General features: G+C 70.3%; 21 protein-coding genes. 12 read left to right on the top strand and 9 right to left on the bottom strand.

What is annotated here, in order from left to right:
* Window positions 1–4: 4 nt before the first annotated feature.
* Window positions 5–1,108 carry a nicotinate-nucleotide--dimethylbenzimidazole phosphoribosyltransferase gene (cobT, locus tag ABZ928_RS52440; RefSeq protein WP_361536785.1) on the bottom strand — a complete coding sequence of 368 codons (1,104 nt, stop codon included), beginning with the start codon at window positions 1,106–1,108 and terminating at the stop codon, window positions 5–7.
* Window positions 1,109–1,257: 149 nt separating this feature from the next.
* Here cobT and ABZ928_RS52435 point away from each other — a divergent pair, with 149 nt between their 5' ends.
* Window positions 1,258–1,776, top strand: a complete 519-nt coding sequence (locus ABZ928_RS52435) for a methyltransferase domain-containing protein (RefSeq protein WP_361536783.1) — start codon at window positions 1,258–1,260, stop codon at window positions 1,774–1,776.
* Here ABZ928_RS52435 and ABZ928_RS52430 read toward each other — a convergent pair.
* Window positions 1,765–2,967, bottom strand: a complete 1,203-nt coding sequence (locus ABZ928_RS52430; RefSeq protein WP_361536781.1) for a bifunctional adenosylcobinamide kinase/adenosylcobinamide-phosphate guanylyltransferase — start codon at window positions 2,965–2,967, stop codon at window positions 1,765–1,767. The genes ABZ928_RS52435 and ABZ928_RS52430 overlap by 12 nt on opposite strands.
* A 175-nt stretch (window positions 2,968–3,142) precedes the next feature.
* Here ABZ928_RS52430 and ABZ928_RS52425 point away from each other — a divergent pair, with 175 nt between their 5' ends.
* A complete protein-coding gene (locus ABZ928_RS52425; protein WP_361536779.1) occupies window positions 3,143–3,355 on the top strand; it encodes a hypothetical protein in 213 nt (70 codons plus the stop codon).
* 71 nt (window positions 3,356–3,426) lie between these two features.
* Here the strand turns inward: ABZ928_RS52425 and ABZ928_RS52420 are convergent, their stop codons facing one another.
* From ABZ928_RS52420 to ABZ928_RS52410, 3 genes are all read right to left on the bottom strand, one after another.
* On the bottom strand, window positions 3,427–4,494 hold the full coding sequence (locus ABZ928_RS52420) for a trypsin-like peptidase domain-containing protein (protein WP_361536777.1): 1,068 nt from the start codon (window positions 4,492–4,494) through the stop codon (window positions 3,427–3,429).
* 88 nt (window positions 4,495–4,582) lie between these two features.
* Entirely contained in the window at window positions 4,583–5,284 is a 702-nt protein-coding gene (locus ABZ928_RS52415) for a methyltransferase domain-containing protein (protein ID WP_361536775.1), read from the bottom strand.
* A gap of 83 nt (window positions 5,285–5,367) precedes the next feature.
* Window positions 5,368–6,006 carry a DUF3043 domain-containing protein gene (locus tag ABZ928_RS52410; RefSeq protein WP_361536807.1) on the bottom strand — a complete coding sequence of 213 codons (639 nt, stop codon included), beginning with the start codon at window positions 6,004–6,006 and terminating at the stop codon, window positions 5,368–5,370.
* Between the two features lie 262 nt (window positions 6,007–6,268).
* Here ABZ928_RS52410 and ABZ928_RS52405 point away from each other — a divergent pair, with 262 nt between their 5' ends.
* From ABZ928_RS52405 to ABZ928_RS52380, 6 genes are all read left to right on the top strand, one after another.
* Window positions 6,269–7,048, top strand: coding sequence for a PspA/IM30 family protein (locus ABZ928_RS52405; protein WP_361536805.1), 780 nt, complete (start codon window positions 6,269–6,271; stop codon window positions 7,046–7,048).
* A 23-nt stretch (window positions 7,049–7,071) separates the two neighbouring features.
* Window positions 7,072–7,350: a hypothetical protein gene (locus tag ABZ928_RS52400; protein WP_361536773.1), complete on the top strand. Its 279-nt coding sequence runs from the start codon at window positions 7,072–7,074 to the stop codon at window positions 7,348–7,350.
* Window positions 7,351–7,553: 203 nt separating this feature from the next.
* Entirely contained in the window at window positions 7,554–8,777 is a 1,224-nt protein-coding gene (locus ABZ928_RS52395) for a sensor histidine kinase (RefSeq protein ID WP_361536771.1), read from the top strand.
* A 73-nt stretch (window positions 8,778–8,850) separates the two neighbouring features.
* On the top strand, window positions 8,851–9,534 hold the full coding sequence (locus ABZ928_RS52390; protein ID WP_361536769.1) for a response regulator transcription factor: 684 nt from the start codon (window positions 8,851–8,853) through the stop codon (window positions 9,532–9,534).
* A gap of 135 nt (window positions 9,535–9,669) precedes the next feature.
* Window positions 9,670–12,786, top strand: coding sequence for an efflux RND transporter permease subunit (locus tag ABZ928_RS52385; protein WP_361536767.1), 3,117 nt, complete (start codon window positions 9,670–9,672; stop codon window positions 12,784–12,786).
* A gap of 111 nt (window positions 12,787–12,897) precedes the next feature.
* The gene (locus ABZ928_RS52380) at window positions 12,898–15,150 is read left to right on the top strand and encodes a serine/threonine-protein kinase (RefSeq protein WP_361536765.1); all 2,253 of its coding nucleotides are present in this window, start codon (window positions 12,898–12,900) and stop codon (window positions 15,148–15,150) included.
* Window positions 15,151–15,170: 20 nt separating this feature from the next.
* On the opposite strand, the gene nadA is transcribed toward ABZ928_RS52380, so the two are convergent.
* Complete coding sequence (gene nadA, locus ABZ928_RS52375; protein WP_361536763.1) at window positions 15,171–16,367, bottom strand: quinolinate synthase NadA; 1,197 nt, start codon at window positions 16,365–16,367, stop codon at window positions 15,171–15,173.
* A 242-nt stretch (window positions 16,368–16,609) separates the two neighbouring features.
* On the opposite strand from nadA, the gene ABZ928_RS52370 reads away from it, so the two are divergent.
* Window positions 16,610–16,966 (top strand): iron-sulfur cluster assembly accessory protein, encoded by a 357-nt coding sequence (locus ABZ928_RS52370; RefSeq protein WP_019885637.1) that lies wholly within the window; start codon window positions 16,610–16,612, stop codon window positions 16,964–16,966.
* A 106-nt stretch (window positions 16,967–17,072) separates the two neighbouring features.
* Here ABZ928_RS52370 and ABZ928_RS52365 read toward each other — a convergent pair whose 3' ends face one another.
* Both ABZ928_RS52365 and ABZ928_RS52360 read right to left on the bottom strand, forming a co-directional pair.
* Window positions 17,073–18,803, bottom strand: coding sequence for a hypothetical protein (locus ABZ928_RS52365; RefSeq protein ID WP_361536761.1), 1,731 nt, complete (start codon window positions 18,801–18,803; stop codon window positions 17,073–17,075).
* A gap of 167 nt (window positions 18,804–18,970) precedes the next feature.
* Window positions 18,971–19,180 (bottom strand): hypothetical protein, encoded by a 210-nt coding sequence (locus ABZ928_RS52360; RefSeq protein ID WP_361536759.1) that lies wholly within the window; start codon window positions 19,178–19,180, stop codon window positions 18,971–18,973.
* A 133-nt stretch (window positions 19,181–19,313) separates the two neighbouring features.
* Here ABZ928_RS52360 and ABZ928_RS52355 point away from each other — a divergent pair, with 133 nt between their 5' ends.
* Complete coding sequence (locus ABZ928_RS52355) at window positions 19,314–20,288, top strand: carbohydrate kinase family protein (protein ID WP_361536757.1); 975 nt, start codon at window positions 19,314–19,316, stop codon at window positions 20,286–20,288.
* A 15-nt stretch (window positions 20,289–20,303) separates the two neighbouring features.
* On the opposite strand, the gene ABZ928_RS52350 is transcribed toward ABZ928_RS52355, so the two are convergent.
* Window positions 20,304–21,680 carry an aminotransferase class V-fold PLP-dependent enzyme gene (locus ABZ928_RS52350; protein ID WP_361536755.1) on the bottom strand — a complete coding sequence of 459 codons (1,377 nt, stop codon included), beginning with the start codon at window positions 21,678–21,680 and terminating at the stop codon, window positions 20,304–20,306.
* 270 nt (window positions 21,681–21,950) lie between these two features.
* Here ABZ928_RS52350 and coxB point away from each other — a divergent pair, with 270 nt between their 5' ends.
* Complete coding sequence (gene coxB / locus ABZ928_RS52345; RefSeq protein ID WP_361536753.1) at window positions 21,951–22,910, top strand: cytochrome c oxidase subunit II; 960 nt, start codon at window positions 21,951–21,953, stop codon at window positions 22,908–22,910.
* Window positions 22,907–23,313, top strand: a 407-nt coding sequence (locus tag ABZ928_RS52340; protein ID WP_361536751.1) for a cbb3-type cytochrome c oxidase subunit I, incomplete at its 3' end; no start/stop codon positions are given. The genes coxB and ABZ928_RS52340, both read left to right, overlap by 4 nt.

The following is a 23,313-nucleotide window of genomic DNA, read 5'->3' as shown; positions in this document are numbered from 1 at the left end:
GGACCTACTCCTCCCCTTCCTTCTCCTCCTTCTCCGGCTCCTCCGCGATCTCCTCGACTGCCGCCGGCTTCTCGGGCAGTTCGGCGGCCAGCGCCGCCGCGGCCTGCACGAGCGGGAGCGCCAGCAGTCCGCCGGCCCCCTCGCCCACCGTCACCCCGTGGTCCAGTACCGGCTCCAGCGCCATCCGGTCCAGCGCCTTCGCCTGCCCCGGCTCCCCGGTGCTGTGCGCGGCCAGCCACCAGTCCGGCGCCCGGAAGGCGACCCGCTGCCCGACCAGCGCACAGGCGGCGACGACGACCCCGTCGAGGACGACCGGCAGCTTGCGCACCGCGCTCTGCAACAGGAACCCGGTGATCGCCGCGAGGTCGGCCCCGCCCACGGTCGCCAGCAACTGGAGCTGATCCCCGAGCACCGGCCGCGCCCGCCGCAGCGAGTCCCGGATGGCCGCGCACTTCCGCATCCAGGCGAGGTCGTCGATGGCCTCCCCGCCCCGCCCGGTCACCACGGACGCGTCGGTCCCGCACAACGCGGCGACCAGCACCCCCGCCGCCGTCGTCCCGCCGACACTCACATCGCCGAGCACCACCAGATCCGTACCGGAGTCGGCCTCCTCGTCGGCCACCGCGACCCCGGCCCGGAACGCGGCCTCCGCCTCCTCCAGGGTCAGTGCGTCCTCGACGTCGATACGCCCGCTGCTGCGCCGCACCCGATGCCGTACGACATCCTCCGGCAGTGCCTCCGGGTCGGAGTCCAGCGCCATGTCGACGACCCGCACCGGCACCCCGAGCCGCCGCGCGAGCACGGACACCGGCCGCCCGCCCGCCAGTACCTCGCGCACCAGCTCCGTCGCGGTGCCCGCGGGCCGGGCCGAGACGCCGAGTTCGGCGATGCCGTGGTCGCCGGCGAACAGCACCACCCGCGGCCGTTCGATCGGCCGCACCGGCACCGCGGACTGTGCCGCGGCCAGCCACTCACCCAGGTCGTCGAGGCGGCCCAGCGACCCGGGCGGCACGATCTGACGCTCCCGACGCGCCTCGGCGTCGCGGCGCACCCCACCGTCGGGGCGCTCGATCAGATCGGTGAAGTCGTCGAGATTAAGCGAGCTCATTCGCCGAACAGTACCGGCACCGATCGAACAGGACGGCGCCACATCGCCACCACGCGCCCCTGACGTCGTTGCTCCCAAGATCGAGATCCCATACGTTCCGTTTTGCGGCGGAATGTCGTAGCGGAATGTCGTACGTCTCAGGGAGCCCCATGAAGCGCCTGCGCACCCGTGTCAGCGACCTCGACCAGAGACGGCGGCACCGCTCGACGGCCCGCGCGATGCTGAGCCTGGACCCCGAGCCCGAGAGCTGGCTGGACATCGGCACGGGCGACGCCCGCTTCCCGGCCGTGGCCAAGGAGTTGTTCCCCTACACGTCCTTCGACGGCCTCGACACGACCACGGCCGTACTGGGAGCCCGCGAGGCGGAACGAGTCGAGGAGGCATACCTCGGCACCCCCTCGGACCCGCACATCACCAAGGCCCTGACCGCCCGTTACGACGTCGTCAGCGTCCTGAACCCCGTCAAGGACCTCGCCGCCGCGCTGACGTTCCTCCGCCCGGGCGGCCATCTGCTCATGGAAACCGCGACCGCGGGCGCCGCCGAAGCCGTCCGCACGGAACTCGCAGCCCGCGACTGCACACTCCTCCCGACGAACCGTCACCCCGCCCTCGACCGCCTGTCGAGGACGACCCGCGTCATCGCCCGCCGGGACCCCTCACCCGCGTAGCGCCAGCGCCTGCCCCGCCACCACCAGCACCACGTGCTCGCACTCCCCGGCGAACGCCGCGTTGAGCCGCCCGAGTTCATCCCGGTACCGCCGCCCGGACGCGGTCGCCGGCACGATCCCCGACCCCACCTCATTGCTCACGGCGACCACGGTCCGCCGGGTCGCCCGCACCGCCTCCGTCAACTCCCGCACCCGCTCCCGCAACGCCCGCTCACCCCCGTCGGCCCACTCGGCGTCGTCCCAGGCCCCCACACCGTCCATGACATCCGTCAGCCACAACGACAGACAGTCGATCAGCAACGGCGGCCCGTCGTCCGCGAGCAGCGGAACGAGGTCGCAGGTCTCGGCGGTCCGCCACGACCCCGGCCGCCGCTCCCGATGCAGGGCCACCCGCGCGGCCCACTCCCCGTCCCCGTTCCGTGCCCCGCCGGTGGCGACGTACAACACCTCGGGGAACGCCTCCAGCCGCCGCTCCGCCTCCACCGACTTCCCGGACCGCGCCCCACCCAGCACCAGCGTCCGCCGCGGCACATCCGGTACGTCCTCGTAGGCGCCCACCGCCAACGTCGTCCCGTCCGGCACGGCCCGCGCCCCCGCCGCCGCGAGCCGCCGCCGCAACTCGCCCCCGGGCGGCACGTCATGGTCCAGATGTACGGCGATGACGTCCGTGGTCGGCCCCACGGCACCGACCGCCCGCAGCTTGGCGAGCGCGTCCGGCCGCCCCACGACATCGGCGAGAACCATGTCGTAAATGTCCTTGCCGTTGTCCTCAAGCCCCGCCGGAGCGCCCCCGGGCGGCAGATACAGCAACCGCTGCCCGTCAGGGCCGGTCACCGCGTACCCGGTCCCGGGCGCGTCCATCGCCACCGCCCGCACCCGATGCCCCGTCAGCAACGCCAACTCCCGCCCGTCGGGCACCCGCCCCGGCTGCGGCAGCCCGGCCGGCACCTCGACGGCGGGCCCGTCATGCGGATGCGACAACAGCACCTGCCGTACGCCGCCGAGCGAATGCCCGGCCCGAGCGGCAGCGAACGCCACACCGGGAGTGAGATCGAGCAGCAGGGCCCCGTCGACGAGCAGCGCGGTGGCGGCGCGAGCGTCAACCCCGAGCGAGACCGCACAGGCGGCACAGGGACAGTCGGGCCGGGGGAGTCCGGAGGGGGCGCCGGTGCCGAGAAGAGTCAGTTCCACGGATTGATTTTCGCCGGTCACTAAGGATCTTGCGCGCGCTGGATGCCCTTAAGGGGCGCGGGGCTGTATTGAATGTGCGGCTACCGCCGCGTGGGCGCGACAAGCCACAGACGACCCGCACCCGACCGACTACCGTATGTTGATCACGCCTAACCAGCGGAGCGAGGAGGCGTACATGGCTGCATGGACGTGGGTATTCGAGAAGGCCGACGGGACGGAGGTCCAGCCCGCGGTAACGCCGGAGGAGTTCACCACGCAAGGGGACGCCGAATCCTGGATCGGTGAGGTCTGGAAGGACCTCACGGAGGGCGGCGCGGATCAGGTGCATCTGTACGAGGACGGCACGAAGATCTACGGGCCGATGAGCCTGCACGCCGAAGAGGCGTAAGCACGAGGAACGAGGAAAGAGGAAAGGGGCGGCCGGACAACAGGCCGCCCCTTCTCACTGCCCCGCTGCCGCTACTGCTCGCCCAGCGTCACATCCGCCGTCTTCTCGGCCCCGTCCCGCGTGTACGTCACGGAGACCTTGTCACCCGGCGACTCCGCGGCCAGCGCCTCGGACAACGACGTGATCGTCGTGATGTCGGTGTCCCCGAGCGCCGTGATGATGTCCCCGGCCTCGATGCCGGCCTTGTCCGCCGCCCCGCCGCTCTTCACCTCGACGACCGCGACCCCGGCGGCCTTGTAGTCGTCGTCCACGACGGTGCGGCCGGTGATGCCGAGCGCGGCCCGCCCGGAGTCGGTGACCTTGCCGTTCTTGATGATCTGGTCGGCGACGGTCTTCACCATGGAGGCCGGGATGGCGAACCCGATGCCGGGCGCCGCGCTGTCGCCCATGTCGGGGTCGGTCGCCGCGAGGGTCGGGATGCCGATGACCTGCCCGTCGAGGTTGACGAGGGCGCCGCCGCTGTTGCCGGGGTTGATGGCCGCGGAGGTCTGCACCATGTTGGCGATGGTGGCCCCCGTACCGCCGCCCGTACGCCCCTCCGTGACGGTCCGTCCGGTCGCCGAGACGATCCCCTGGGTCACGCTGGACGACAGCCCGAGCGGCGAGCCCATCGCCAGCACGATCTGGCCGACCTCGACCTTGGAGGAGTCCCCGAAGGTGGCCGCCTTCAGCCCGTCCGGGACCTTGTCCAGCTTGATGACGGCGAGGTCCTGCTCGGGGTAGGCGTAAACGAGCTTCGCGGTGAGCGCGGTCTCGCTGTTCGCGGTCGTCACCTGGAAGGTCTTCTCGTCACCGACGACATGCGCGTTGGTGACGATGTGTCCCTTGTCGTCGTAGACCACTCCGGACCCCAGGTCGCTGCTGGCCTGGATCTGCACGACCGAGGGCAGCACCTCCTTGATGACCTTGGTGTAGTCGTCCTGGAGGTCGTTGGCCGCCATGGGGGCGGCGGCCTGTGCGGTGGCGGATCCGGAGTCCGAGGAGGAGTCGTCCGAGCACCCGGAGACGAGTGCGAGGGAACACACGAGCGCGGCGACGGGCGCGACGAGGCGGAGGGCACGGTGGCGGAAAGCATCCATGCCCCGAGTCTCTCCACGGGGTGAATGTCCGGCTTGTCCAGCTCACCCGAACGAGCGGACCCTCAGCCCCGACTCCGCGAGCGCGCTCTCAGCCGCGGACTCCGCACAGGTGCAGCAGCGCCGCCACCCGGCGGTACGGATCCGTCCGCCCGGCCCGCTCCTCGCAGGCCAGCAGCGACTCCACGTCACCCGGGACGTCGGCGTCGTCCGCCGCCGTGTCGGTGAACACCCGCACCCCGTACCAGGCGTGCAGCGGCGCCCCGATCCCCGCGAGCGTCGCGGTGAGCGTCTCCAGCCGGTCGGCCCGGACGTCCATCCCGAGCCGGTTGGTGTACGAGACGGTGTCGAAGCCGCCGAGCGCGGCGGCCCAGTCACCGGCCAGCCCCGGCCGCATCGCCAGCGCGTCGCCGTTCCGCACGAGCAGCGAGACCAGTCCGCCCGGCGCCAGCATCCGCGCCAGCCCGGCCAGCAGGGCGTCCGGCTCCTCGACGTACATGAGCACGCCGTGGCAGAGCACGACGTCGAAGCTGCCCGGCAGGAAGTGCACCCCGGTGTCCCGGCCGTCGCTCTGGACGAGCCGCACCCGCTCCCGGATGCCCTCGGGCTCGCCGGCGAGCGTCTCGCGCGCGGCAGAGATCATCGCGGGGTCCTGCTCGACCCCGGTCACCTGATGCCCCGCGCGGGCCAGCCGCAGCGCCTGCGTGCCCTGGCCCATCCCGACGTCGAGCACGCGCAGCCGCTGCCCGACCGGGAAGCGCCCCGCTATCTGCTCGTCGAGCTGCCGGGCCACCAGCTCCTGACGTACGACATTCCGCAGCCCGCCCAGCTTGCTCAGCCAGGCATCCGCCGCGCCCCCGGTGAACGGCGTAGTGCTCAGGGCCGCTCTCCGCGCTTGACCTGCGGCTTCGGCAGCCGGAGACGACGCATCTGGAGGGAGCGCATAAGGGCGTAGGCGACCGCGCCCTTACGGGACTGGTCGGGGAAGCGCTCGCCCAGCCGCTTCTTCAGCCGGAAGGCCGTGACGAACGAGTCGACCACGATCAGGACGATCACGACGAGCCACAGCAGCAGCGCGATGTTCTGCAACGAGGCCACCCGCACCATGCTCAGCACGAGGATGACCACGGCCATCGGCAGGAAGAACTCCGCCACGTTGAACCGCGAGTCGATGAAGTCGCGCGCGAACTTGCGGACCGGGCCCTTGTCACGGGCCGGCAGGTACCGCTCGTCACCGCCGGCGAGCGCCTGGCGCTGCTTCTCCAGCGCGGCGCGACGCTCGTCGCGCTGGCGCTTGGCGGCGTCCTTGCGCGTCATCGAGGTGTTGGCGACGCTGCGGCGCGTGGACTGGGCCTCACTGCGCTTGGGCGTGGGGCGGCCCTTGGGCGCCTGCGGGTCACGGGGCTGCTTGGAGTCGGTCAGCGACACCTTGTCGGCGGTCGCGGCCTTCTCTTCCTTGGCACGGCTACGGAACACAAAACCCAAGGGTACGGGGTGCCCGGGGTTGGACCCCAGTCCGGTGGGGAACGATCCGGCAACACCAGTCGTCCTGTAGGGGGACAGAGGGGACGTCCGGTGACCGACTGCTCACCCTGAAGGTCACCTACTCCTTACGCCGGAGCGGGGTCCTGGTCAGTCGTCCTTGGGGAGGAGCGCATCCGTCCCCGAACAGTGCGTCAATGGATGCAGGGCCCGTACTGTGGGTTCTGTCGCAGAGCTGGAGCTGGACTCGGTCAGAAGGGGGCGCGCGAAGCCCATGAGCGGTGTCATGAAGCGTATGGGGATGATCTTCCGCGCGAAGGCGAACAAGGCCCTTGACCGGGCCGAGGACCCGCGCGAGACCCTCGATTACTCGTACCAGAAGCAGCTGGAGCTGCTCCAGAAGGTACGCCGGGGGGTGGCCGACGTCGCCACGTCCCGCAAGCGTCTGGAGCTCCAGCTCAACCAGTTGCAGTCGCAGTCCTCCAAGCTGGAGGACCAGGGCCGCAAGGCGCTCGCGCTGGGCCGGGAGGACCTGGCCCGCGAGGCGCTCTCCCGCCGCGCCGCGCTCCAGCAGCAGGTGACGGACCTGGAGACACAGCACGCGACGCTCCAGGGCGAGGAGGAGAAGCTCACCCTGGCGGCCCAGCGGCTCCAGGCCAAGGTCGACGCCTTCCGTACGAAGAAGGAGACGATCAAGGCCACGTACACCGCGGCCCAGGCCCAGACCCGTATCGGCGAGGCCTTCTCCGGCATCTCGGAGGAGATGGGCGACGTCGGCATGGCCATTCAGCGCGCCGAGGACAAGACGGCCCAGCTCCAGGCACGCGCGGGCGCGATCGACGAACTGCTCGCCTCGGGCGCCCTCGACGACCAGTCCGGCATGCACAAGGACGACATCCAGGCCGAGCTGGATCGCCTCTCCGGTGGTACGGATGTAGAGCTGGAACTGCAGCGCATGAAGGCGGAGCTGGCGGGCGGATCGTCCGGCGGCCAGCAGGCCATCGAAGGCGGTTCGGGCGCACAGTCGCAGTCCCAGCAGCAGCCGCAGGACACCCCACGCTTCGACAAGCAGTAGGGCCCACGCCTTAGGAGGGCGACATGATCGTCAGGATCATGGGGGAGGGGCAGGTGAGGCTGGCCGACAGCCACCTCACCGAGCTGAACAAGCTGGACGACGAGCTGTTGGCCGAAATGGAGAACGGCGACGGCCCAGGCTTCCGCCGCACCTTCGACGCCCTCCTGGCCAAGGTCCGAGAACTAGGCGACCCCTTGCCGGACGACGCCCTGGAACCCTCGGACCTGATCCTCCCGTCCCCGGACGCAACCCTCCAGGAAGTCCGAGACATGCTCAGCGACGACGGCCTGATCCCGGGCTGACCGCGCAGGGCGTACTTCGTGACGCCGGTCCAGGCAATCTCAGCCCGTCCGGCGTTTGAGGACGAGGCCCCTTAAGGGCCGACAAGGCGGGGTCTGGGGGCGCAGCCCCCAGGGAGGGCACCCGAAGCGCCGGGCAAGTGCACAGGAAACCTACAGGTGGCCCCCGTTCCAAGCCCCGCAGGGCACCCGTACCGTTGGCAGACGTGAGCACCCTCGAGCGCGTCCGGCAGCAGCTGAAGGCGCATCCCATGGCGCTGGACGCCGTACTGGCGGCCGGCGTGCTCGGTTGCATGGTGGCGGGCTCCTTCGTGGACCCGCACGGACCGGACGGTGTCACCTGGGGCCTGCGCACGCCGGACCCCCTCAGCCTGGTCCTCATCGTGCTCAGCGCCGGCACCCTCGTCCTGAGGCGCCGCGCCCCGATGACGGTGCTCGCCCTGACCGGCACGTTCTCGGTCGTGGAGTGCGTGACCGGCGGCGACCCCCGCGCCCCCGTGGCGATGTCCGCGGTGATCGCCCTCTACACCGTCGCCTCCACCACCGACCGCCCCACCACCTGGCGCGTCGGCCTCCTCACGATGACCGTGCTCACCGCCGCGGCCATGCTCGGCGGCCCCCTGCCCTGGTACGCCCAGGAGAACCTCGGCATCTTCGCCTGGACCGGCATCGGCGCCACCGCGGGGGACGCGGTCCGCAGTCGTCGCGCCTTCGTGCAGGCCATCCAGGACCGCGCCGAGAAAGCCGAACGCACCCGCGAGGAGGAGGCCCGCCGAAGGGTCGCCGAGGAGCGCCTCCGTATCGCCCGCGACCTGCACGACGTCGTCGCCCACCACATCGCCCTGGTCAACGTCCAGGCGGGAGTGGCCGCGCACGTCATGGACAAGCGCCCCGACCAGGCCAAGGAGGCCCTCGCCCACGTCCGCGAGGCCAGCCGCTCGGCGCTCAACGAACTCCGGGCCACCGTCGGCCTCCTCAGACAGTCCGGCGACCCCGAGGCACCGACCGAGCCCGCCCCCGGCCTGCACCGCCTCGACGAACTCGTCGGCACCTTCCGCAGCGCGGGCCTCCATGTCGAGCTCGCCCGCGCGGACGGCGACACCACACTCCCCGCCGCCGTCGACCTGGCCGCCTACCGCGTCATCCAGGAAGCCCTCACCAACGTTCAGAAGCACGCGGGCGGCGAGGCGAAGGCCGAGGTCAGCGTCGTCCGCGTAGGACCGAACATCGAGATCACCGTGCTCGACAACGGCGCCGGTGAGGATGACGACCCCGAGAACGGCGGCGGCCACGGCCTCCTCGGCATGCGCGAACGCGTCACCGCCCTGCGCGGCACCCTCACCACCGGTCCCCGTTACGGCGGCGGCTTCCGCGTCCATGCGATCCTGCCGGTCAAGACCCGCGGCCGCGGCGCCGACGACACCGTATGACCGGTCCTCGGAACTCAGGCGCACCCCGCGGAAGTTGTCGTCACAGCGAACCCCCTGCCGCAGAGGACCCCGTATGACCATCCGCGTCCTGCTCGCCGACGACCAGGCCCTGCTCCGCAGCGCCTTCCGTGTGCTCGTCGACTCCGAGCCCGACATGGAGGTCGTGGGCGAGGCGTCCGACGGCGCGGAGGCGGTGCGGCTGGCGAAGGCGGAGCGGGCCGACGTCGTCCTGATGGACATCCGGATGCCCGGCACCGACGGTCTCGCCGCCACCCGGATGATCAGCGAGGACCCGTCGCTGGCTCATGTCCGGGTGGTCATCCTGACGACGTTCGAGGTCGACGACTACGTCGTGCAGTCGCTGCGGGCCGGCGCCTCCGGCTTCCTCGGCAAGGGCAGTGAGCCCGAGGAACTCCTCAGCGCCATCAGGATCGCGGCCGGCGGCGAGGCCCTGCTCTCCCCGGCCGCCACCAAGGGCCTCATCGCCCGTTTCCTCGCCCAGGGGGACGGGGCCGAGGACACCGCCGACCAGGCCCGCGCCGCACGCCTCGACGCGCTGACTGTCCGGGAGCGGGAAGTGCTCGTCCAGGTCGCCGGCGGGCACTCCAACGACGAGATCGCCGAGCGCCTCGAAGTCAGCCCGCTCACCGTGAAGACGCACGTCAACCGGGCCATGGCCAAGCTGGGCGCGCGGGACCGGGCGCAGCTCGTGGTGATCGCGTACGAGTCGGGGCTGGTACGTCCAAGGGTGGACTGAGCTCCACCCGGTCGTACTGCGGCCGGAGTATGCGCGGGATAAGGAAATGGACCTGGGGGCTACGAAACAGCCGCCTCACAGGACACAGGGTGTAGGGGCCGCTTCTGCCGCTCACAGAATTGAGATCCCTGACCCATGTCCTGGCTGTCGAAGTTCAGCCTCGCGCAACGTGCCCTCATAGGCCTGATGTCGATCATCGCGCTCGCCTTCGGAGCGATCGCGATACCCCAGCTCAAGCAGCAGCTGCTGCCCTCCATCGAACTGCCGATGGTGTCCGTGCTCGCCCCCTACCAGGGCGCCTCCCCGGACGTCGTCGAGAAGCAGGTCGTCGAACCCATCGAGAACAGCCTCGAAGCGGTCGACGGCATCGAGAGCGTCACCTCCACGGCCAGTGAGGGCAACGCCCTGGTCATGGCGTCCTTCGACTACGGCCCCGACACCAAGCAGCTCGTCGCCGATGTGCAGCAGGCCGTCAACCGCGCCCGCGCCCAGCTCCCGGACGACGTCGACCCGCAGGTCGTCGCGGGCTCCACGGACGACATGCCGACCGTCGTCCTCGCCGTCACCTCCGGCAAGGACCAGCAGGCCCTCGCCGACCAGCTCGACAAGACGGTCGTGCCGGACCTGAAGTCCATCGACGGCGTCGGCCAGGTCACCGTGGACGGCGTCCGCGACCTCCAGGTCACCGTCACCCCGGACGACGCGAAGCTCGCGAAGGCGGGCCTCACCTCGGCCGCCCTGGCCCAGGCCCTCCAGGCGGGCGGCGCGACCGTCCCGGCCGGCTCCTTCGACGAGGGCGGCGCCAACCGCACCGTCCAGGTCGGCGGCGGCTTCACCTCGGTCGAACAGATCCAGGACCTGATGGTCACCGGCGAGCCCGGAACCAAGCCCGTCCGCCTCGCCGACGTCGCCACGGTCAGGCAGGAGCAGGCCCCGGCCGACTCCCTCACCCGCACCGACGGCAAGCCCAGCCTCGCCGTCATGGTCACCATGGACCACGACGGCAGCGCGGTCTCCATCTCGGACGCGGTCGAGGACAAGCTCCCCGCCCTGCGCAAGGACCTCGGCTCCGACGCGACCGTCACGGTCGTCAGCGACCAGGGCCCGGCGGTCGCGAAGGCCATCAAGGGCCTGACCACCGAGGGCGCGCTCGGTCTGCTCTTCGCGGTCCTGGTGATCCTGGTCTTCCTGGCGTCGGTGCGCTCGACCCTCGTCACGGCGGTCTCCATCCCGCTGTCGGTGGTCCTGGCCCTGATCGTCCTGTGGACCCGCGACCTCTCCCTCAACATGCTCACGCTGGGCGCGCTGACCATCGCCATCGGCCGGGTCGTCGACGACTCGATCGTGGTCCTGGAGAACATCAAGCGCCATCTCGGCTACGGCGAGGAGCGCCAGTCCGCGATCCTGAGTGCGGTCCGCGAGGTCGCCGGAGCGGTCACCTCCTCCACCCTCACCACGGTCGCCGTCTTCCTGCCGATCGGCCTGGTCGGCGGCATGGTGGGCGAACTGTTCGGCTCCTTCAGCCTGACGGTCACGGCCGCCCTGCTGGCATCCCTCGTCGTCTCGCTGACGGTCGTCCCGGTCCTGTCGTACTGGTTCCTGCGCGCCCCGAAGGGCACCCCCGAGGATGCCGAGGAGGCCCGCCGCCTCGCGGAGGAGAAGGAGGCGAGCAGCAGGCTCCAGCGCCTGTACGTCCCGGTCCTGCGGTTCGCGACCCGGCGCCGTCTGACCAGCGTGCTGATCGCGGTCGTCATCCTCGTCGGCACGTTCGGCATGTCCGGCCTGCTGAAGACCAACTTCTTCGACCAGGGCGAGCAGGAAGTCCTCACCGTCAAGCAGGAGTTGAAGCCCGGCACCAGCCTCGCGGCCACCGACGAGCAGGCCAAGAAGGTCGAGAAGCTGCTCGCCGACACGAAGGGCGTCAAGGACTACCAGGTCACCATCGGCTCCTCCGGCTTCATGGCGGCCTTCGGCGGCGGCACCGACACCAACCAGGCGTCGTACTCCGTGATGCTGGACGACTCGGCCTCCTCCGACGCGGTCCAGGACCGTATCGAGGCGGGCCTGAAGAAGCTCGACGGCATCGGTACGACGACCATCGCGGCCGGAGACGGCTTCGGCAGCCAGGACCTCAGCGTGGTCGTGAAGGCCGCCGACGGGACCGTGCTGCGCGAGGCGGCCGAGGAGGTCCGCAAGACCGTCGCGGAGCTGGACGACGTCACCGACGTGACCAGCGACCTGGCGCAGAGCGTGCCGCGCATCTCGGTGAAGGCCAACTCCAAGGCCGCCGCGGCCGGTTTCAACGACCAGACCCTCGGCGCCGCCGTCGCCCAGGCGGTCAAGGGCACCACGGCCGGCAAGGCGATCCTGGACGACACCGAGCGCGATGTCGTCATCAAGTCGGCCAAGCCCGCCCAGACGCTGAAGGAGCTTCGCGAACTGCCCCTCGGCCCGGTGAAGTTGGGTGACATCGCCACCGTCGAGCTGGTGGACGGCCCGGTCTCCATGACCCGGATCGACGGCCGGCGCGCCGCCACCATCACCGCCAAGCCGACCGGCGACAACACGGGCGCGGTGAGCGCGGACCTCACGTCCAAGCTCGACGCCCTGAAGCTCCCGGCGGGCGCCACGGCCTCGATCGGCGGGGTCACCTCGGACCAGGACAGCGCGTTCAAGAACCTGGGCCTGGCGATGCTCGCGGCGATCGCGATCGTCTTCATGCTGCTGGTGGCGACGTTCCGTTCGCTGGTCCAGCCGCTGATCCTGCTCGTCTCGATCCCCTTCGCGGCGACGGGTGCGATCGGCCTGCTCATCATCACGGACACCCCGATGGGCGTCCCCGCGATGATCGGCATGCTGATGCTCATCGGCATCGTGGTGACCAACGCGATCGTGCTGATCGACCTGATCAACCAGTACCGCAAGCAGGGATATTCGACGGTCGACGCGGTCATCGAGGGCGGCCGCCACCGCCTCCGCCCGATCCTGATGACGGCCCTGGCGACGATCTTCGCCCTGCTCCCGATGGCCCTCGGGGTCACCGGCGAGGGCGGCTTCATCGCCCAGCCGCTCGCGGTGGTCGTGATCGGCGGCCTGATCACCTCGACCCTGCTGACCCTGCTCCTGGTCCCGACGCTCTACACGATGCTGGAGCTCCGCAAGGAGCGCCGCGCGAAGAAGCGGGCCCTGAAGCGGGAGAAGAAGGCCGGGAAGGCGGAGGTACCGGCCCAGCCGGAGCCCGCGGGCGTGTGACGACAGCGACGGCCGGGTTCTGGAGGACGACACTCCGGAACCCGGCCGTCGGCGTTTCCGCGTTATGTATCTTGTGGCTCGAACTGCTTTACGGTGAAGGGGATCCCGGTCGTGCCACTGCACAAGGACGACCCGAAATCGGTCGGCGGATACAAGCTGGTGGACCGGCTCGGCTCCGGCGGCATGGGGGTCGTCTACTGGGGCAGATCCCGCTCGGGCCGTGACGTCGCCGTCAAGGTGGTGCACGCCCAGTACGCGGAGGACAGGGTCTTCCGCGCCCGCTTCCGCCAGGAGATCGAGTCCGTCCGCAAGGTCAGCGGCGCCTTCACCGCACCCGTGGTCGACGCCGACCCGGAGGCGGTACGCCCCTGGATGGCGACCCAGTACGTCCCCGGCAGCTCCCTCGCCGAACGCATCCGCGACCACGGCGCCCTCCGAGGCACCGAACTCCGGCGCCTGGCCCTGGGGTTGGTCGAGGCCCTCCAGGACATCCACCGCGCCGGAGTCGTCCACCGCGACCTCAAGCCCGCCAACGTCCTGATGGCCGAGGACGGCCCCCGCGTCATCGACTTCGGCATATCCCGCGCCGCCGAGAACCACCAAACCCTCACCGAGACCGGCCAGATGATCGGCACCCCGCCCTTCATGTCACCGGAACAGTTCACCGACGCCCGCAAGGTCGGCCCCGCCTCGGACGTCTTCTCACTCGCCGCGCTCCTGGTCTACTCGGCCACCAGACGCGGCCCCTTCGACGCCGACAGCCCCTACCTGACCGCCTTCCGGGTCGTCCATGAGCCGCCCGGACTGGACGGCGTACCGGGGCCGTTGCGCGCGGTCCTGGAGCGCTGTCTGGTCAAGGAGGCCGCCGACCGGCCCCAACTGGACGTCCTGGCCAAGGAATTCGCGGACGCGCTGCCCGAGCCGGACCCCCTGGACCCGGACACCACGACCCTGCGCCTGGCCGATCTGCGGACCTTCGAGGAGACCTGTGCCGGGACGGGCGGCGCGGGGCCCGGAAAGGCCACCCGCACCCCTCGGTCCGGGGGCGCGAGCCGCCGCAGGCGCCGCCCGTTGCTGGTGGTGGCCTGCACGATGGGCGCGCTGGTCCTGGGGACGGGGTGGTACATGACCTACGGGCCGGGCTTCCCCGACACCGCCCCGGCGGCCAACTCCTCGGACAAGGGCTCCCGTTGGGCCGCGGTCCCCACCGGCTGGCAGGCCTGGCGGACGACGATGTTCGAGAGCGCGCGGCTGGGCGAGATCAACCCGCTGGCACAGCGCGGCGAGGACACGGCAGACGCCGGCTGCCAGACGTACGAGAACGCGGTCTACTGTGCGGGAAACTCCATCCTCCCGGTCCGCCTGGACGGTCGTACCGGCGACACCGTCTGGCGCTCCGCCCTCGCGACCTCCGCCGAGGGCGGGGACTCGTCGGGGCACAGCTTCGAACTCCTCGGGGTGCGGGACGACGCGATGATCCTCCAGCACGACGTCTTCCTGTCCGACGGGGGCACCAGGTCGAGCATCGTCGCTCTCGACACCGAGACCGGCGACCAGCTGTGGGCCCGCGACCGGGGCGGGCCGAGCGCCGACCAGCTCATGGTCGGCGACCTCGTCATGACACCTGACACCAGCGGCCGGCTGGTGACGGCCCGTTCCCCGCGCACCGGCACCGACCGCTGGACCACCCAGCTGCCCGCCGGCGACTACTGCACCTTCGAGACGGCGGACTCCCGCCTGTACGCGCACTGCTTCCCGGACGACGAGTCCGAGGACGCCGTACTCCTGGAACTGGACAAGACCGACGGAACGGTGCGCCGGCGTCTGAGCACCCCGAACGGGAGCGGCCTGCTCGGCACCGTCGACGGCCGTCTCGCCGTCGGCGTCGCGGTCGACGGCGGCTCCGGCCCGGCCCGCCTCGACCAGAGGAACACCTTCGCCGAGATCCGGCTCCTCGACCCGGACACCGGTGCCACCACCACGACAGAACTCACGAAGACCTACACGGGCTCGATCCGCCTCGCCGCCGGTACCGTCTGGATCACCGGAGCCAACGGCCAGGTGACCGCGGTCTCCCCCCTGACCGGCAAACAGCTCTGGCAGACCAGGACCAGTGCCGAGGAGGCGGGCCGGCCCACCTACGACCCCACCACCCACACGCTCTATCTCGCGAGCATCAGCGGCCGGGTCGCGGCTCTCGATTCCCGCAAGGGCACACTGCTCTGGGAGACCGGCGCCCAGGCCGACCAACTCGCCAGTGGTGCGACGACCAGGTCCAAGGTGTCGCTGTACGGCGGGGCGCTGGTCGTGAACACGCCGAACGGGACGGTCTCCAGCCTGGACCCCGCTCACCCCGAGGGCTGAGCGGGGGCGTCGGGGGAGTCCTACGGCAGCGCCAGCATCCGCTCCAGCGCCAGCTTCGCGAACGCCTCGGTCTCCTTGTCGACCTCGATGCGGTTGACGAGGTTGCCCTCGGCGAGCGACTCCAGCGTCCACACCAGGTGCGGCAGGTCGATCCGGTTCATGGTCGAGCAGAAGCAGACCGTCTTGTCGAGGAAGACGATCTCCTTGCCCTCGGGAGCGAAGCGGTTCGCGAGCCGCCGTACGAGGTTCAGCTCGGTTCCGATGGCCCACTTGGAACCGGCCGGGGCCGCCTCCAGCGCCTTGATGATGTACTCCGTCGAGCCGACGTAGTCCGCCGCCGCCACGACCTCGTGCTTGCACTCGGGGTGCACCAGGACGTTGACGCCCGGGATCCGCTCCCGCACGTCCCGCACCGACTCCAGGCTGAAGCGCCCGTGCACCGAGCAGTGCCCGCGCCACAGGATCATCTTCGCGGCGCGCAGCTCCTCGACGGTCAGCCCGCCGTTCGGCTTGTGCGGGTTGTAGACGACGCAGTCCTCAAGGGTCATCCCCATGTCCCGGACGGCGGTGTTGCGCCCGAGGTGCTGGTCGGGGAGGAACAGCACCTTTGTCGAATCGGGCTCGCCCTGCTCGAAGGCCCACTCAAGGGCCCGCTGGGCGTTGGAGGAGGTGCAGATCGTGCCGCCGTGCTTGCCCGTGAACGCCTTGATGTCCGCGGAGGAGTTCATGTACGAGACGGGCACGACCTGCTCGGCTATCCCGGCCTCGGTCAGCACGTCCCAGCACTCGGCGACCTGCTCGGCGGTGGCCATGTCGGCCATCGAGCACCCGGCGGCGAGGTCGGGGAGGACCACCTTCTGGTCGTCGCCGGTGAGGATGTCCGCCGACTCCGCCATGAAGTGCACACCGCAGAACACGATGTACTCCGCCTCCGGGCGCGCGGCCGCGTCCCGGGCCAGCTTGAAGGAGTCACCCGTGACATCGGCGAACTGGATGACCTCGTCGCGCTGGTAGTGGTGGCCGAGCACGAAGACCTTGTCCCCGAGCTTCTCCTTGGCCGCGCGGGCACGCTCCACCAGGTCCGGGTCGGACGGCGAGGGCAGGTCACCGGGGCACTCGACACCCCGCTCGCTCTTCGGGTCGGCCTCACGGCCGAGGAGCAGCAGGGCGAGCGGAGTCGGCTGTACGTCGAGCTCCGTGGTCTGGGCGGTGGTCACGACACGCACCCTTTCTACTTTTCGTCGATCTGACGTTATCTATCATAACCCGGTTCACGTCACTTTGACGATGGTCATAACGTCGATGTGACATGAATCCCGACGCGGCATTTTCCGCCGCCTGTCGGGTGTGCGAGCATGAAGAAGACGCCGGGAAACGGCGCCCGGCCCGGAATGAATCCGCGGCCTTGCCGGTTGCACCAGTCGGCAAGCAGTCTCCGTACAACCCGGGAGAGATGTAGATGTCCGTATCGGACGAGAAGACCACTGTCAGCGACGGCATCCTCCTGTCCGACGCCGCCGCGGCGAAGGTCAAGGCCCTGCTCGACCAGGAAGGCCGTGACGACCTGGCCCTGCGTGTGGCCGTTCAGCCCGGTGGCTGCTCCGGCCTGCGCTACCAGCTCTTCTTCGACGAGCGCTCCCTCGACGGCGATGTCGTCAAGGACTTCGGCGGCGTCAAGGTCGTCACCGACCGCATGAGCGCCCCGTACCTGGGCGGCGCGTCGATCGACTTCGTCGACACCATCGAGAAGCAGGGCTTCACGATCGACAACCCGAACGCGACGGGTTCCTGCGCCTGCGGCGACTCGTTCAGCTAAACCCGTACGACCAGCTGAACCCGTACGACCAGCTGAACCCGTACGACAGTGAAGGCGGCGGCCCCCTCCGACAGGGCCGCCGCCTTCGGCTGTTCCGGGGCCGGTGCTAGCGCGCCCCGGACGTCTCCGGCAGCCGGGCTCCCGCGTTCTCCAGCGGGATCTCCTTGCCGTCCGAGCCCACGACCTTCCGGTCACCCAGCGGCTCGTCCAGCTGCACGGTCTCGTGGTAGATCTTCGCGATCATGATGCAGATCTTGTCCGGCCAGGGCGTCTCGGTCACCGTGACCTTCACCTCGCCCGACCCCTCGTCCACCGAGGTCTTGTAGTCGGCGCACACCCCGCCGGTGTAGCTCACGATCAGCTCGTCACCGTCGGTCCGATAGCCGTCCACCGTCACGTTCCGGGGGGCCGGAGCCGCGGTCGGCTCATCGGGGCCGGGCCCGGTGGGCCGCGGACTCGGCTGGCCCGTGGGCTCGCCGGCCGGCGCCGAGGGAGTGGCCGCCGGGGCCAGATACTTCGGGTCGATCGCCGGATATGTCACCGTGAACGCGTCCTGCGCCCCCGCCGCCTTCACCTCGAACAGCCAGGACGGCACCAGCGCCTGCCGCGCGTCCACGAAGTGCGAGGCGAGCCCGAACACGGCCTTCTCGACGGTGATCGTGTCCGGCTCGCCGTCCTTCGGCGTACCCGGCGAGGTCTCCGACCCGCAGGGCGCCTCCAGCCGGTCCTTCAGCGGTACGGGAGTGGCGCACCCGCCGATCCCCATCCGGTGGTCGGCCGTCCCCGACCTCCCGTTGAGCAGCGCCAGCGCCTTCTCCGCGTCCACGACGGGATACGTGTCGCTCTTCACCGGCGTCTTCAACTGCCCGCTGCCGCCGACCACTTCACCCCGCACATTGACGGTGATGCCGGTCGTCCAGCCGTACGTGGGCAGCCCGCCGACCACCGGATCGGCGTTCACCACCCGCTGGGCGCCCATGACCTGGCTCGCGTCGACCTTCGCGTCGTCCTGTCCGACCGCCTTCAGGACCGGGGCCGCCGCCTTCTTCGCGACGTCCTCGCTCACCGGGTCGTCGGCGGGCGCGGCGGGGTCGCTCGCGCACACGGTGGTGCTCTGGCAGTTGTCGGTCCCCGGCGCGTACCGGTGGAAGGTCCAGGTCCCGGGCGCCTGCTGGTTCACCTGAAGACTCGGCCCGGCGGCGTCCTGCCCGCCGACCTTCCAGGCCTTCCCCTCCAGAACGGGCGTCCCGTCCACCCCGAGCGCCTTCGCCAGCCGGGCCACCTCGTCCTTGGTGACCTCACCGGCCGCCCGGTACACCGGGGCCTCGTCGGGCCCGTCCGCGAGCGTGCCGGCGGCCTGATAGGTCACGCCGTACGGATCGGGCTCACCCGGCGCGACACCGGCCGTGTCACCGCTGTCGCCCCCGGTGTACCCGTCGAGCTGGAGCGGCGGGGGAGTGTCGTCACCGTTCGCCCCGGACGTCGTACCGCCCTCGCCCGATCCGCCGGTGGTGGACGCGGCGAGATACGCCCCGCCGCCCCCGACGAGCAGCACGGCGGCGGCGACGGAGGCGATGAGGACGGGGGAGCGGCGCCGGGTGGAGTGCGGGGCGCCGGACTCGCCCTCGGAGGCGTCGGGGCCCTCCCGCTCGGAGTCGCTCTCCGGGGTGACGTCGTGCTCGGGCTCGGAGACGGCCCCTTCGGCGACGCCCTCCTCGGAGGTGTCCTCCGCCGCCGTGCCGTCCTCCTCCTCGGCGCCCGTAACCCCGCCGACCTCGGCGTCGTCGTCGTTGTCGGGTCGCTCGGTGTTCACCGCATCGCTCCTTCGGCCGCGCATCTGTCCCTATGACCCTGACTTGCCCCTGTCAAAACGGCCAGTCGGAGGGTCGTATCCCGCATCCCCTTTACGGGGGACAGCGATGGGACGCGGCAGGGGAGCGCACGGTTCCCCTGGGAGCGTGAGTTTCAGACGCGTGCTTCAGCCGCCGGTTTCCAGCGCCTGTCTCAGTCGCCGTAGTCCGACATCGCGTCCAGCAGCCGGGCGGACTTCGTCGGCACGGTCACGCCGTGGATGAGCGAGGGCGAGACCGGAAGGGCGGTGACACGGTCGGGAGCCGCCCAGTGCGGGGCCATCCGGGCGCAGTCCCCGCGCAGCGAGGCGAGATCGCCGTCGAGGTCGGCCGGAGCGGGGGCGTGCACCTTGAGGTTCGTCATGACGGCACCGTAAGCACGAGAACGCCTGCGAAGAAAGATCTACTATCGGGTAGTTTTGGCGGCTTCAGAGCCCCGCGCGGACCGGGTAGCGTGAACTGTCAATCCAGTTTCTCCCCACAGGAGAGTCCACGCCGTGCGCATCGCAGTCACCGGCTCCATCGCCACCGACCACCTCATGACCTTCCCCGGCCGCTTCGCCGACCAGTTGGTCGCGGACCAGTTGCACACGGTCTCGCTCTCCTTCCTGGTCGACAACCTCGACGTACGCCGGGGCGGCGTCGGCGCGAACATCGCCTTCGGTATGGGCCAGCTCGGCACCGCGCCGATCCTCGTCGGCGCCGCGGGCTTCGACTTCGACGAGTACCGGGCCTGGCTGGACCGGCACGGCGTCGACACCGCGTCCGTCCGTATCTCCGAGACGCTCCACACGGCCCGTTTCGTCTGCACGACGGACTCCGACCACAACCAGATCGGCTCCTTCTACACCGGCGCGATGAGCGAGGCCCGCCTCATCGAGCTCAAGACCGTCGCCGACCGCGTGGGCGGCCTCGACCTGGTCCTCATCGGCGCCGACGACCCCGAGGGGATGCTCCGTCACACGGAGGAGTGCCGCTCGCGCGGCATCCCGTTCGCCGCGGACTTCTCCCAGCAGATCGCCCGCATGAACGGCGACGAGATCCGGATACTGCTGGAGGGCGCGACGTACCTGTTCTCCAACGAGTACGAGAAGGGCCTCATCGAGTCCAAGACCGGCTGGACGGACGCGGAGATCCTGTCCAAGGTCGGCCATCGGGTCACGACCCTCGGCTCGCAGGGTGTGCGGATCGAGCGGGCCGGCGAGGAGCCGATCGTCGTCGGCTGCCCGGAGGAGGAGCGCAAGGCCGACCCGACGGGCGTGGGCGACGCGTTCCGCGCCGGATTCCTGTCGGGCCTGGCCTGGGGCGTCTCGCTGGAGCGGGCGGCACAGGTCGGCTGCATGCTGGCGACCCTGGTCATCGAGACCGTGGGCACACAGGAGTACCAGCTGCGCCGCGGGCACTTCATGGAGCGCTTCACCAAGGCGTACGGCCACGAGGCCGCGACCGAGGTCCAGAAGCACCTCGCCTGATCCGCCGGACAGGCCCTAGGAGAGCCGGCGGACCAGGTACGCCGTACCTCGGTCCGCCGGTTCCTCCCCTACGTACTCCTGCTCCCGCATCTCGCACCACGCCGGGATGTCCAGCCCGGCCGCCTCGTCATCGGACAAGACCCTGACCAGGCCCCCCACCGGCACATCCCCGATGACCTTCGCGAGCTCGATCACCGGGATCGGGCAGCGCTTGCCGAGGGCGTCCACGACCAGCTCGTCCTTCTCCACGACGGCCGTCGGCGTCGGCGCGCCCAGCTTCTCGCGCACCCCCGCCACCGCCCCCGGAAGCACAGCGAGGAACCTCTCCACGTCCTCCTCCGCGACCCCCCGCGGCAAAGACACCCGCACATTCCCCTCACTCAGCACACCCATCGCCTTGAGCACATGGCTCGGCGTCAGGGTGCTGCTCGTGCAGGACGACCCGGAGGAAACGGAGAAACCCTCCCGGTCCAACTCATGCAGCAGTGTCTCTCCGTCGACATAGAGACAGGAGAAGGTGACGATCCCGGGCAGCCGTCGCTCCGGATCCCCCACGACCTCCACATCCGGCACCAACTGAGGCACCCGTACCCGGATCCGCTCCGTCAGCTCCCGCAGCCGTACCGCCTCTTGCGCCGCCTCGGCCCGCACCGCCCGCAGCGAGGCCGCCGCCGCGACGATGGCCGGCAGATTCTCGAACCCCGGCGCCCGCCCCGACTCCCGCTCGTCCACCGGACCTTGGGCGGAGAACCGTACGCCTTTACGTACGACGAGCAGCCCGACTCCCGCCGGTCCACCCCATTTGTGCGCACTGCCCGCGAGCAACGACCACGCCCCCTCGACCGGCCCCCACCCCAGCGACTGCGCCGCGTCGACGAACAACGGCACCCCGGCCGCCCGGCACCTCTCGGCCACCTCCGCGACCGGCTGCTCGGTACCCACCTCGTGGTTGGCCGACTGAAGACAGGCCAGCGCGGTGTCGGCCCGCAGCTGCGCGGCGAACACCGAAGGCTCCACCCGCCCCGACCGCCCGACCGTCACCCGCGTGACCGAACCCCCCTCCCTCTCCTGCACTTCGGCCGAATGGAGCACGGAGGAATGTTCAACCGCTGACACGATCAGGTGACCCCCGACGCGCCGCCGCCCGGCCAACGCCCCGGCGATACCCCTATGTACGGCATCGGTTCCGGACGAGGTGAAGCTCAGCTCATCGACCCGACACCCCACAGCCTCGGCAGCGGCTTCCCGGGCGGCATCGAGCAGCATCCGGGCTCGACGGCCCTCGCGGTAGAGACGGGAGGGGTCAGCCCACCCCTCGTCCAGCGAGGCCAACAGCGCCTGACGAGCGACGGGGTGGAGGGGAGCACTGGATGCAGCGTCAAAGTAAGACACGCGGCCACGCTAACCCGCCCAGGGGCGCGGGACTGTACCCATTAGCGGCTCCGCCGCGGGGCGCGAACAACCACAAACAGCCCGCAGCCGCCAATCAAGCGAACCACCCCACCCACTAGGCACCCCTCCCCGCGAACCCTCGGAGAGCGTGGGCTAGGGTTTGGTCCGCATAAACATCCAAACCCCTGCCCGACGCAGGGCGGCGACCGACCACCGAGTAAGGCAGGCCGCAGCCAACACGCGCGGGCGAGACTCTCGGGAAGGCGCTACGTGAGTCCCAACGGCTCCGACCGCTCGCCGCGGCGCCCGATGCGGCGGAAGCTGCTGCAGGCAATGACCGCGGGCCTGGTCCTGGCGACCGCCACCGGTTGCACATACAAGGACTTCCCCCGCCTTGGTATGCCCACCCCCACCACCGAAGAGGCTCCGCGGATCCTCTCCCTGTGGCAGGGCTCGTGGGCGGCCGCGCTCGCCACCGGCGTGCTGGTCTGGGGCTTGATCCTGTGGAGCGCCATGTTCCACCGGCGCAGCCGCACCAAGGTCGAGGTTCCTCCGCAGACCCGGTACAACATGCCCATCGAGGCGCTGTACACGGTGGTCCCCCTCATCATCGTCTCGGTGCTCTTCTACTTCACGGCTCGCGACGAGTCGAAGCTCCTGAGCCTCGACAAGAAGCCCGACGTCACTGTGAACGTCGTCGGCTTCCAGTGGAGCTGGGGCTTCAACTACATCGAGAACGTCGACGGTTCCACCGGTGACGCGAAGACCGACAAGAACCTGGACGCGATCCCGGACCGGTTCAAGGACGAGTTCCCGGCGAACGCGGGCGGCGTCTACGACGTCGGCACGCCCGGCACGCGGAACCCGCAGACGAACAACCCGGGTCCGACCCTCTGGCTCCCCAAGGGCAAGACGGTCCGCTTCATCCTCACCTCGCGTGACGTCATCCACTCCTTCTGGGTGGTGCCGTTCCTGATGAAGCAGGACGTCATCCCGGGCCACACCAACTCCTTCCAGGTGACCCCCAACAAGGAGGGCACCTTCCTGGGCAAGTGCGCCGAGCTCTGCGGCGTCGACCACTCCCGGATGCTGTTCAACGTGAAGGTCGTCTCTCCCGAGAAGTACGAGCAGCACCTCAAGGAACTCGCCGAGAAGGGGCAGACCGGTTACGTTCCCGCCGGCATCGCGCAGACGAGCCACGAGAAGAACCGGGAGACGAACAACCTGTGAGCATCCTCAACGAACCCCAGGGTGCCGCGGCAGAGTCCCACTACGCGGACGAACTGCCGGTCCGGCGCAAGCAGCCCGGCAATGTGGTCATCAAGTGGCTCACCACCACTGACCACAAGACCATCGGTACGTTGTACCTGGTCACGTCCTTCGCGTTCTTCTGCATCGGTGGCGTGATGGCGCTGCTCATGCGCGCCGAGCTCGCCCGGCCTGGTCTCCAGATCATGTCGAACGAGCAGTTCAACCAGGCGTTCACGATGCACGGCACGATCATGCTGCTGATGTTCGCGACGCCGCTGTTCGCCGGCTTCGCGAACTGGATCATGCCGCTCCAGATCGGCGCCCCCGACGTCGCCTTCCCGCGGCTGAACATGTTCGCCTACTGGCTGTACCTGTTCGGCTC

Source organism: Streptomyces sp. NPDC046909 (assembly GCF_040644695.1).
Lineage (GTDB): Bacteria > Actinomycetota > Actinomycetes > Streptomycetales > Streptomycetaceae > Streptomyces.
The sequence above is the reverse complement of the archived record's forward strand: the minus strand, read 5'-3'. Positions and strand labels throughout refer to the sequence as shown.

Excerpts from the sequence above, each read along its gene's own strand:
- cobT (WP_361536785.1), bottom strand. The coding sequence starts at position 1,108 with ATGAGCTCGCTTAATCTCGACGACTTCACCGATCTGATCGAGCGCCCC.
- ABZ928_RS52435 (WP_361536783.1), top strand. The coding sequence starts at position 1,258 with ATGAAGCGCCTGCGCACCCGTGTCAGCGACCTCGACCAGAGACGGCGG.
- ABZ928_RS52425 (WP_361536779.1), top strand. The coding sequence starts at position 3,143 with ATGGCTGCATGGACGTGGGTATTCGAGAAGGCCGACGGGACGGAGGTC.
- ABZ928_RS52420 (WP_361536777.1), bottom strand. The coding sequence starts at position 4,494 with ATGGATGCTTTCCGCCACCGTGCCCTCCGCCTCGTCGCGCCCGTCGCC.
- ABZ928_RS52405 (WP_361536805.1), top strand. The coding sequence starts at position 6,269 with ATGGGGATGATCTTCCGCGCGAAGGCGAACAAGGCCCTTGACCGGGCC.
- ABZ928_RS52400 (WP_361536773.1), top strand. The coding sequence starts at position 7,072 with ATGATCGTCAGGATCATGGGGGAGGGGCAGGTGAGGCTGGCCGACAGC.
- ABZ928_RS52390 (WP_361536769.1), top strand. The coding sequence starts at position 8,851 with ATGACCATCCGCGTCCTGCTCGCCGACGACCAGGCCCTGCTCCGCAGC.
- ABZ928_RS52385 (WP_361536767.1), top strand. The coding sequence starts at position 9,670 with ATGTCCTGGCTGTCGAAGTTCAGCCTCGCGCAACGTGCCCTCATAGGC.
- ABZ928_RS52370 (WP_019885637.1), top strand. The coding sequence starts at position 16,610 with ATGTCCGTATCGGACGAGAAGACCACTGTCAGCGACGGCATCCTCCTG.
- ABZ928_RS52365 (WP_361536761.1), bottom strand. The coding sequence starts at position 18,803 with ATGCGCGGCCGAAGGAGCGATGCGGTGAACACCGAGCGACCCGACAAC.
- ABZ928_RS52360 (WP_361536759.1), bottom strand. The coding sequence starts at position 19,180 with ATGACGAACCTCAAGGTGCACGCCCCCGCTCCGGCCGACCTCGACGGC.